The organism is Streptomyces nanhaiensis (assembly GCF_046614825.1).
Lineage (GTDB): Bacteria > Actinomycetota > Actinomycetes > Streptomycetales > Streptomycetaceae > Streptomyces > Streptomyces radiopugnans.
In genome coordinates, this window is record NZ_JBKJFM010000193.1 from 1 (window position 1) to 9,501 (window position 9,501).

9 protein-coding genes are annotated in these 9,501 nt (G+C 75.1%); 3 read left to right on the forward strand and 6 right to left on the reverse strand.

What is annotated here, in order from left to right:
- Window positions 1-1,140 (reverse strand): serine/threonine-protein kinase (locus tag ACLIYP_RS27275; RefSeq protein WP_412715762.1); only part of this gene is annotated, 1,140 nt, incomplete at its 3' end.
- Between the two features lie 134 nt (window positions 1,141-1,274).
- Between ACLIYP_RS27275 and ACLIYP_RS27280 the strand changes: the two genes are divergently transcribed.
- Both ACLIYP_RS27280 and ACLIYP_RS27285 read left to right on the forward strand, forming a co-directional pair.
- A complete protein-coding gene (locus tag ACLIYP_RS27280; RefSeq protein ID WP_412715763.1) occupies window positions 1,275-2,057 on the forward strand; it encodes a hypothetical protein in 783 nt (260 codons plus the stop codon).
- 179 nt (window positions 2,058-2,236) lie between these two features.
- The gene (locus ACLIYP_RS27285; RefSeq protein WP_412715764.1) at window positions 2,237-2,992 is read left to right on the forward strand and encodes a GntR family transcriptional regulator; all 756 of its coding nucleotides are present in this window, start codon (window positions 2,237-2,239) and stop codon (window positions 2,990-2,992) included.
- Between the two features lie 115 nt (window positions 2,993-3,107).
- Here the strand turns inward: ACLIYP_RS27285 and ACLIYP_RS27290 are convergent, their stop codons facing one another.
- From ACLIYP_RS27290 to ACLIYP_RS27310, 5 genes are all read right to left on the reverse strand, one after another.
- A complete protein-coding gene (locus ACLIYP_RS27290) occupies window positions 3,108-3,551 on the reverse strand; it encodes a DUF6278 family protein (RefSeq protein WP_412715765.1) in 444 nt (147 codons plus the stop codon).
- Between the two features lie 57 nt (window positions 3,552-3,608).
- The gene (locus ACLIYP_RS27295; protein ID WP_412715766.1) at window positions 3,609-4,397 is read right to left on the reverse strand and encodes an exodeoxyribonuclease III; all 789 of its coding nucleotides are present in this window, start codon (window positions 4,395-4,397) and stop codon (window positions 3,609-3,611) included.
- A gap of 85 nt (window positions 4,398-4,482) precedes the next feature.
- Window positions 4,483-5,148 (reverse strand): MBL fold metallo-hydrolase, encoded by a 666-nt coding sequence (locus ACLIYP_RS27300; protein ID WP_412715767.1) that lies wholly within the window; start codon window positions 5,146-5,148, stop codon window positions 4,483-4,485.
- Between the two features lie 93 nt (window positions 5,149-5,241).
- On the reverse strand, window positions 5,242-6,561 hold the full coding sequence (gene pcaDC / locus ACLIYP_RS27305) for a bifunctional 3-oxoadipate enol-lactonase/4-carboxymuconolactone decarboxylase PcaDC (RefSeq protein WP_412715768.1): 1,320 nt from the start codon (window positions 6,559-6,561) through the stop codon (window positions 5,242-5,244).
- 146 nt (window positions 6,562-6,707) lie between these two features.
- Entirely contained in the window at window positions 6,708-7,673 is a 966-nt protein-coding gene (locus ACLIYP_RS27310) for a glycoside hydrolase family 6 protein (protein ID WP_412715769.1), read from the reverse strand.
- A 416-nt stretch (window positions 7,674-8,089) separates the two neighbouring features.
- Here ACLIYP_RS27310 and ACLIYP_RS27315 point away from each other — a divergent pair, with 416 nt between their 5' ends.
- Window positions 8,090-9,103 (forward strand): LacI family DNA-binding transcriptional regulator, encoded by a 1,014-nt coding sequence (locus tag ACLIYP_RS27315; RefSeq protein ID WP_412715770.1) that lies wholly within the window; start codon window positions 8,090-8,092, stop codon window positions 9,101-9,103.
- Window positions 9,104-9,501: the final 398 nt, after the last annotated feature.

Below are 9,501 nucleotides of genomic sequence, written 5' to 3' on the forward strand. Positions count from 1 at the left end.
GGCCGCCGGCCGCAGCAGCCGTCCGCAGTCCTCGGCGCGGCCCGCGGCGGCGAGCGCTCCGGCGGCCTCGGCCAGGGGGCCGGGCGGCAGGCACGCGGCCTCCCACAGCAGGTCCGCTACGTCGGCGTCCATACCGGCCCGCTCCAGGCGTTCGACCAGCACCGGCAGAAGGGGGGCGGGACGGCCCGCGGCCTCGCACAGCAGGGCGTGGGCCTCCCCGGTGCGGCCCCGGGCGCGCAGCCCGGCCAGCCGGGCGACGGTCTCGTCGCACTCCCTCCGGACGCGGGCCGCCCGGGCCGCGGCCTCGGCCGGATCCTCCGGCCGGGCCGTCCTCTCGCCCCCTTCGTCCCCCGCCCCGGCGAACCGGGCACCGCGCGGGGCGGGTACGGCCGGGGCGGGTACGGGGCCGGACGGTGCGGCGGCCGGGTCGGCCCGCGCTCCGGTCTCCAGTCCGGCGAACCGGGCTCCGCGCGGCCGGGCGCGCACGGGGCCGGACGGCGCCGGGGGCGAGGGGGCTCGACCGGTTCCGGGGCCGTGCTCGGACTGGTGGCCCGGATCGGCCCCGGCACGGGCGACCAGGGCGGCCAGGCGCTCGCGCAACTCCCGGCAGCGGGCCGTGGCGCGGGCCCGGTCGTCGCGTGCCCAGGCGAGGTCGGCGGCCAGGCGGCCGGCGCCGGCCGGGTGGCCGCCCGCCACCAGCGCGCGGGCCAGCGCCTGTTCGCGGTGGGCCGCGTGCCGCTGCTCACGCAGCGTCCGCGCCAGCACGTCCCGCAGTTCGGCGGCCCGCCGCCGCGGATCGCCGGCCGCCTCGTCGCAGGCGGTGAGCGACGCCAGGTACAGCGTCCTCAGCCATGCGGCCCGGGGGCGGGCCCGCCGGGGGCCCCGGCGCACGGTGAGGTCGTCCAGCAGGGAGGCGACCACGTCCCACGGCGGGATCCGGTGCCCCGTCAGGCAGGCGGCCAGCCCTTCGGGGTCGCGCCGGGCGAAGACCCCGTACCATCCGGCGGCCGGGTCGAGTTCGGCGGTGAGCGCGGTGAGCGCGGCCGCGAACTCGGCGGCCTCGGGCACGTCCGGACCACCGGGTACGTCGAGGCCGGCAGTGGCCCGGTGGATGCTGCCGGTCGGTTGCGGCACTGGCATGGGGCCATGACACACCGGCCGTGTTTCGCCGGCCGTCACCGCCGTGCTACGAACAGTTTTCACGCCTCTCCCCGCCCCTCGCCCTCTTGTCATGTTTCGAACAGAGGCGGCGTCCGGCGATACGCTTCCGCCCCATGGACGACAACCTGCGCGACATCGTGCTGGGCGTGCTCGCGGCCGGCATCACCACCTCGCTCGGCTGGTTCGGCCGCACCTACCTGTGGCGCCGGAGGCTCCGCCGCAAGCAGCGCTTCTTCGGGCTGCCGGAGCACTCCGAGTGCCTGCTGGTGGTCGGCCGCAAGGCCGCCACCGGGGAGGGCGCCGTCTCCCGTGACGATGTGTTCGCCCTGCTGGAACTGTCCGCCCTGATCAAGGACTGCGGCGCGAACGCACAGGTGCTGTCGCACGAGAACGCCCGCCAGGGCTTCGGCGAGCGGACCGAGTTCTGCGTGGGAGGCCCCGCCTCGAACCGGCGGACGGCGGCCCATCTCCACTCCCTGCTGCCGGGGGTCCGGATCGACACCACCCCCGAACCGGGTCCCGACCAGGCCTCGTTCACCATCGGCGGCGAGCGCTACCGGATGGAGCGGGGATCGGTGGAGTACGTCCTGCTCGCCCGGCTCACCGCGGGCGAGGGCTCCCATCCGGTGTTCGTCTTCTGCGGCCAGCGGGCCGTCACCAACCAGGCCGCCGCCCGCCACCTCGCCCGCCACCACGTCCGGCTGGCGCGCAGGTACGGCACCGACGGCGACTTCTGCCTGCTGCTGAAGGTGGTCAACTCCCAGGCGTACGGACCCGACGTCGTCGAACTGGTCGCGGACGTCACCCGGGCCGCCACCACCGCGCCGTCCGCGCCCGCGCCCGTGCCCCCGCCCGCCCGCCGCCAGCACCGGGCGCGCAGCCGGACCGAGGGCTGATCCGGTCAAGTACCTGATTGCGCAAGGAGTTTGCGGAACCGGGTACCGATGTCGCCGAGGTGTTCCCGATGATGTTGCCCACGACGCCTCATGCGGCGGAGGCCCTCCTCCTACCCTGTTGACCCAGGTACGGAGACGTTCCCACCCCCCGCAGGCGGCAGCACGGAGAGGAGTCCCGGATGGGCGACAGCAGACCGGTCTACCAGCGGATCGCCGACGATCTGCGGCAGCAGATCGACGAGGGGGTCCTGGCCGTGGGCTCCCGCATCCCCTCGCGCTCGGAGCTGAAGCGCACCTACGCCGCCAGCGACCAGACCGTGGACCGGGCGGTGCGCGTGCTGAAGGCCGCCGGCTACGCGGAGGGGCAGTTCGGGCGGGGCGTGTTCGTCACCGACCGCAGCCCCGTCGGCAGCCTGCTGCGCACCGGCGAGGCGGTGGACTCCCCGTTCGCGGCCCGGCTGCTGGCCGGTTCCTCGGCCGCTCCCCCCCTGCTGTGGGAGGCGACCTCCACCGCCACCGGGGCCCCGCCGCGGATAGCCGAGCGGCTGGGGATCGGGGCGGGCGACCGGGTGATGTGCACGCGGTACGAGTACCTCGCCGACCGGCGGCCGCTCCAGCTCGCCACCAGCTGGGAGCCGCTGGCGCTCACCGAGGGCACCGAGGTCGTCTTCCCCGAGCGCGGCCCGTACGCCCGGCGCGGAGTGCGCGAGCGGTTCGCGGCCATCGGCCTCCCCGTGGCGAAGGCCACCGAGCTGGTCGGCTCGCGGTCGGCCACCAGCGCGGAGTCGCAGGCCCTGGGCTGCTCCCCCGGGCAGTGCGTGACGGTCATCGAGCGCACCCACCACACGGCGGACGGCCGGGCCGTGGAGACCTCCGACATCGTGTTGCGCGCGGACCGGTGGCGGCTGGAGTACCACATCGCCTTCCCCCGCTGACGGACCGGCCGCGACCGGGGCCCCGGCACGGCCGCGCCCCGCCCTGCGTCCGCTCCCCACCGCCGCCGATCCGGCCGGCGCCGATCCGCCCGCCGTCGATCCGGCCGGCGCCCGCTCACGCCTCGGAGGCCTCCGCGTACACCTGCGACAGCTCCGGTGCGCCGTCGAAGGCCCAGTCCAGACCCGCCCCGACCACGTCGATCTCCCGGCCGGAGGCCAGACGCACCACCGGCCGACCGCTCGGCCACACCTGCCACACCGCGCCCGGCACCGTGCGGACGACGACGGTGCCCAGATACAAACCCGCGTCGTTGCCCAGCCGGGCGAGCGCCTCGGGGCCGTCGTCGCGCCAGCGCGGCAGGAGCTGGTCGAGGGCGGCCAGGGACTCGGGGGTGTCCGCCAGATCGATCCCCGCCGACTCGGCCTGCCCGCGCAGCAGTTCGCACTCGGACAGCAGTTGCGCCACTCCCTCGGTGTCGTGGGGGGCGGTCTCCATCACCGCAGTCCCCCGGGACCCGCCGTGCCTCTTGCGCCAGTTGTCCAGGAAGGGGATGTTCATACGCCTCAGCGTGACATCACCGGCGCGGCGAACGGCACAAGGCACGCGGGCGGGCCCTCACACCTCCAGGTCGACGACGACCGGCGCGTGGTCGGAGGCGCCCTTGCCCTTGCGCTCCTCGCGGTCGACGTAGGCGTCCTTCACCGCCGACTCGAAGGCCGGGTTGCCGTAGACCAGGTCGATGCGCATGCCCTTGTTCTTGGGGAAGCCGAGCTGGCGGTAGTCCCAGTAGGTGTAGGGGCGGTCGTACTTCAGCGGGCGCGGCACGACGTCGGCCAGGCCCGCCGCGCGCAGTTCGGCCAGCGCCTCGCGCTCGGCCGGGGTGACGTGCGTGGCGCCCTCGAAGGCGGCGGGGTCGTAGACGTCCTCGTCGGTCGGCGCGACGTTGTAGTCGCCGAGGATGGCGAAGGGCCGTCCTCCCGCCTCCCCCGCCGTCTCCCGCACCGCCAGCTCCCGCAGCGCGGCGAACCAGCGGAGCTTGTACTCGAAGTGCGGATGGCCCACCTCGCGGCCGTTGGGCACGTACACCGACCACACCCGCACTCCGCCGCAGGTGGCGCCCGCCGCGCGGGGCTCGGTGGCGCCCTCGTAGTCGGGCCCCGCGGGAAGGCCGATCACCGGGTCCTCCAGGCCCACCCGGGACAGCACCGCCACCCCGTTCCACCGGCCCGAGGCGTTGACCGCGGCCTCGTAGCCCAGTTCGCGCAGCGGTTCGGCCGGGAACGCCTCCGCCGTGCACTTCAGCTCCTGCAGGCACAGCACGTCCGTGCCGCTGCTCTCCAGCCAGGCCAGCAGCCGCTCGAGCCGCGAGGTGATCGAGTTGACGTTCCAGGTGGCGATACGCATGGCAGCGAATCTACCGCCCGGCGCCGACAGCCGGCGGGTGGCGGGCGGCCGCCGGCTGCCGGCGGGGCGCTCCTTCCGGTGGGGTTCAGCCCTCCCGCAGTGCGACGCTCTGCCCGGGCTCCAGCCGCGTGTGCTCCGCACCGGCGGTGCCGGGGCCGTTCGGCCCGAGGAGCCGGCCGTAGACCAGGTGCCCGAAGTCCGACAGCAGCCCGTCGTGGACGTCGTAGGCCACGCGCGGCCGTACCTCGCGCACGTAGTCGACGATCTCGGCGACCTTGCTCCAGGGGGCGTGCACCGGCAGCAGCAGGGTGTCCACCGGGCGGCCGGGGACGGTCAGGGCGTCGCCGGGGTGGAAGACGGTGCCGGCCCCGGCCGCGGTGACGGCGTAGCCGACGTTGGTGACGCGCGGGATGTCGGGGTGGATGACGGCGTGCAGCTCGCCGTGCGCCTCCACCTCGAAACCGGCGGCGGTGAAGGCGTCCCCGCCGCCGACGGTGTGGACCCGCCCGGGGAAGGCGGCCGAGATCCGCTCGGCGACGCTGCGCAGCGTCCAGATCTCCGCGGCCGGGTTCGCCTCCAGCGCGGCGCGCAGCCGGCTCTCGTCGAAGTGGTCGGGGTGCTCGTGGGTGACCAGGATCGCGTCCGCGCCGACGGCGGCGTCCGCCTCGCTGAAGCCGCCGGGGTCGATGACGAGCGTGCGTCCTTCGCGGTGCAGGGCGACGCAGGCGTGGCCCTTCTTGGTGAGCTCCATGGGGCCATTGTGCTCCGCGCGGCGCATGTGCCGCCGGTGCGCAGGTGCCGTCCGCCGTACGGGCCGCGCCGCGTCCGCCGTCGCCGGCGTCCGTCAGTCGCGGGGGGCGGTCTCCTCCGCTATGACGCGCCGGGCGACGGCGAACGCGGCGCCGGCGGCGGGCATCCCGCAGTAGACGGCCGTGTGCAGCAGGACCTCCTTGATCTCCTGCGGGGTGAGCCCGTTGCGCAGCGCGGCGCGGGTGTGGGAGGCCAGCTCCTCCAGGTGCCCGCCGGCGGTGAGCGCGGTGAGGGTGACCACCGAGCGGGTGCGGCGGTCGATGCCGGTGCGGGCCCACACCTCGCCCCAGGCGTAGCGGGTCAGCAGGTCCTGGAAGTCGCCGGTGAAGTCGTCGGTCTCCTCGGCCACGCGGTCGACGTGGGCGTCGCCGAGCACGTCGCGGCGGAGCCTGAGGCCGGTGTCGTACGCGGCGCCGGGGTGGTGCCGGTGCTGCTCGCCGGCGGTCAGGGCGGCGACCGCGGCGCCGGCGGGCAGTGCGTCCGGCGCACGGCCCGTGCCGGCGGCGGGCGCCTGGGCGGGGACCGGGACGGCTGCCGGGGCGTCCCGCCGGCCGGCGGGGAGGGCGGCCGTGAAGTGCCCGGTCAGCAGCTCGGTGACCTCGGCCGGCCGCTCCACGGGGGCCATGTGGCAGGCGTCGGGGACGAGGGCGAGCCTCGCGTCGGGGATGCCCGCGACCAGGGCGCGGGCGTCGGCGGGCGGGGTGACCCGGTCCTCGGCTCCGGCGACGACCAGGGTGGGCACGCCGATACGGGCCAGCTCCTGGCGTATGTCGAAGGAGACCAGCGCCTCGCAGGCGGCTATGTAGCAGCCGGGGTCGGTGGTGCGGACCATCTGGACGGCCCACTCGACGATGGCGGGCTGCGCGGCGGCGAAGGCGGGCGTGAACCAGCGCTCGGGGGTGGAGCGGGCGATGGGGTCCAGCCCGTTGGTGCGCACCACCACACCGCGCTGCCGCCAGGTGTCGGGGGTGGCGTAGCGCGGGGCGGAGGAGATCAGCGCCAGGGAGGTGAGCCGGCCGGGCGCGTCCAGCGCGATCCGGGCGCCCACGGCGCCGCCCAGGGAGCAGCCCGCGTAGGCGAAGCGGTCGGCGCCCGCGGCGTCGGCGGTGGCCAGCAGCCGGGCGGCGAGGTCGCCGACGGAGGTGGCGGGGTGGGCGGGGGCGCCGCCGTGGCCGGGCAGGTCGTAGCGGAGCACCCGCCAGTGGCGGCTGAGCTCGGGGACCTGGCGGTCCCACATGTGCCATGTGGTGCCGAGCGCGGGTCCCAGGATCAGGACCGGGGCGTGTTCCGGCCCGTCGACGCGGTACTGCAGGGTCTTGACTTCCGTCTCGCTCACCCGTTCACGTTCCCACATCTCACAATCTTCACAGGCGGGGGGTGGGCGGGGCGGAAGGGCTTCCGGCCGGTGGGACGGGCCGGCGGCCGGTGCGGGAGGCGTTCGGCGCCCGTGGCCCGGCCCGGTCGCGGAGCGGGGGCAGGACGGGCCACGGGGTCCGGGGATCAGTAGCCGTGGATCATCTTGTAGGCGACCTCGGGGAGGAACTGGCCGGCCGAGGAGCCGGTCCCGACGCCGCAGTTGCCGTCGGACTCACCCGGAACCTTGATCCACAGCAGCATCTCGGCGCCGCCGCCCAGCTGGGTGGGGGTGCCGATGCGGCGGCCCGAGGGGTTGCACCACTGGCCGTTGGAGCCGTTGCCGTTGCGGCTGGTGTCCACGACGAACGGCTTGGTGTAGCCGTAGCGGGCCCTCAGCTCGTTGTTGACGGCGTTGCCGTAGGCGGTGTTCTCGGACGTGGTGAAGTAGTTGGAGACGTTGAGCGAGAAGCCGTGGGCCTGCCGGAGGCCCGCCCCGTGCAGGCGCTGGGCCATGGTCGCCGGGCTGGTCCAGCCCGGGTTGCCGGCGTCGAGGTAGACCCAGGTGTTGGGGGCCTGGCGGTTGAACTCGCCGAGGGCCCCGGTGAGCATGCGCTCGCGCTCGCCGATCTGGGCCTGCGTCATGCAGCCGTAGTCCCCGAGCGAGTCGGGTTCGAGGATCACGACGGCCGGGCGGTTGCCGATTCCGCCGGCGAACTGCGCGATCCAGTTGGCGTAGGCGGACGGCGAGGAGGCTCCGCCCGCGGAGTGCCCGCCGCAGTAGTCGCGGTTGTAGATGTTGTAGGCGACGAGCAGGGGCAGTTTGTCCGCGCGGTCCGCCGCCCCCGCGTACGCGCCCGTGGCGGCGTTGACGTCACCGCTCCACGAGCCGAACCAGCGGGCCGTCGGGGTGTTGGCGATGGAGGCGTTGATCGCGGACGCCCGGCCGTCGCCGGGGTTGGCGGCGACCCACCGCTTGGCGCTGGAGTCGGGATCCACGTAGAACCCGTTGGTCATGGTGGTGGGGTCGGCGGCGTGGGCGGACGGTGCGACGGCGAGCGCCAGCGGCAGGGCGAGGAGCGCTGCTGTGAGGGCGCGGATGCTGCGGCGCATGACGGTACCTCGGTTTCCTGGTGGGGGGTGCGTCGTGCGCCCTCGTTCCGGGCGCGCGACGCGCTGGAGGAAGTGCGGTGGTACACCTCCCTCGCGGAGACGGGATCTCCGGCGGGGAGAACACGCGCAGGGGATCGGTGGGGGTCGATGGGACCGCTCCCACTGGAAGCGGTCCCAGTCGCCGAGAACCCCAGGGGTGTGACAGGTATCGTGTGTTCGTGCTCGCTGGACTGTCAAGTGCCCGAGCAGGCAACGTCGTTCACGCGACGGAGGAGCACACTCCAAGACTGGAAGCGCTTCCAGAACCACGACCGGGACCTTCGCCTCCTGTCCGCCCTGCCCGCCGGGCGGGTGGCAGCCGCGCGGGCGGGGATGAGAAGCTTCCCGTCCGGTCGGCAGGGGGAGGCCCAAGGTCCATGGCAGGGGATGCGCCGCGTCGGCGGTCGACGCTCGACGAGGTGGCCGAACTCGCGGGTGTGTCCCGTTCCGTGGCCTCCCGCGCCCTCAACAACGCGCCGCACGTCAGCCGCGCCAAACGCGAGGCGGTCGAGCGGGCCGTCCGGAGACTCGGCTACGTGCCCGACACGACCGCCCGGGCGCTGGCCACCCGCCAGACGGGGGTGGCCGCCCTGGTCGTCTCGGGAGAGGACCCGTCGATCTTCGCGGATCCGTTCTTCGCCCAGGTGATCGTGGGGGCGTCGGGCGCCCTGGAGGAGGCCGACCTGCACCTGATGCTGTGCCTGGCCGCTTCCGACCGGGGCCGCAAGCGGGTGGAGGAGCTCCTTCGGTCCAAGGGCGCCGACGGCGTGATGCTGATGGCGCTGCGCGAGGACGACCCGCTGATCCGCACGGCCGAGGAGGCGGCGATGCCCGTCGTGTTCGGGGGGCGCCCGATCGGTCCGGCTCCCCGCTGGTACGTGGACGTCGACAACGCCGGCGGGGCCCGCGAGGCGACCGAGTACCTGGTCTCGCGCGGCCGGACCCGGGTGGCCGCGATCTGCGGGCGGCTGGACACCGAGGCCGGGCGCGCCCGCTACCGCGGCTACCGGGACGCCGTGCTGGCGGCCGGCCTCGATCCGTTCCCGCCGTACGAGGGGGACTTCACCGAGCCCAGCGGGGCCGCCGCCATGGCCTCGCTGCTGGCGGACCACCCCGGGGTGGACGGGGTGTTCGCCGCCAACGACAACATGGGGGCGGGAGCGCTGCGCACACTGCGCGAGGCCGGGCGGGCGGTCCCCGGCGACGTCGCCGTGGTCGGTTTCGACGACCTGACCGTCGCTCAGGTCGCCGACCCGCCGCTCACCACCGTCCGGCAGCCCATACAGGCCCTCGGGCGGGAGATGGCGCGCATGCTCATCGCCCTCGTCAACGGGCAGGACCCCACCCCGCTGCTCCTGCCGACCCGGCTGGTCGTCCGCGCCAGCGCCTGAGGCCGGCGCCCGGACCCGTCGGCCGGGCGTCGCGGGCGAGGCGGCCGGCGGGCCGGGCTCCCCGGACGCGCGCACCTTCGGCCCCCGGAGGGGAGCCGGTTCCGCGGGCGGTGTTGACACGACCGGCCGCCTCTCTGGTATCCGTGGCATTCCAGCATCCCGAACTGCATTCGATATTCCGAACACTGAAGGCGATCTCTCGGAAGCGGAACGAGGAGCCCCAGGTGTCCGGACGATCGTCGGGGTGGACCCACACGTGGAGAGGAGTCCCACGATGACAAGGACGGCAAGGGCGAGATCCCTCTTATGGCCGACCCTCGCCGCGGTGTTGCTCGTGCTGGGCACGGGCGGCACCGCGCTGGGCCACGGCCGGGACGCGGGCGCCCCGCCCACGGCCC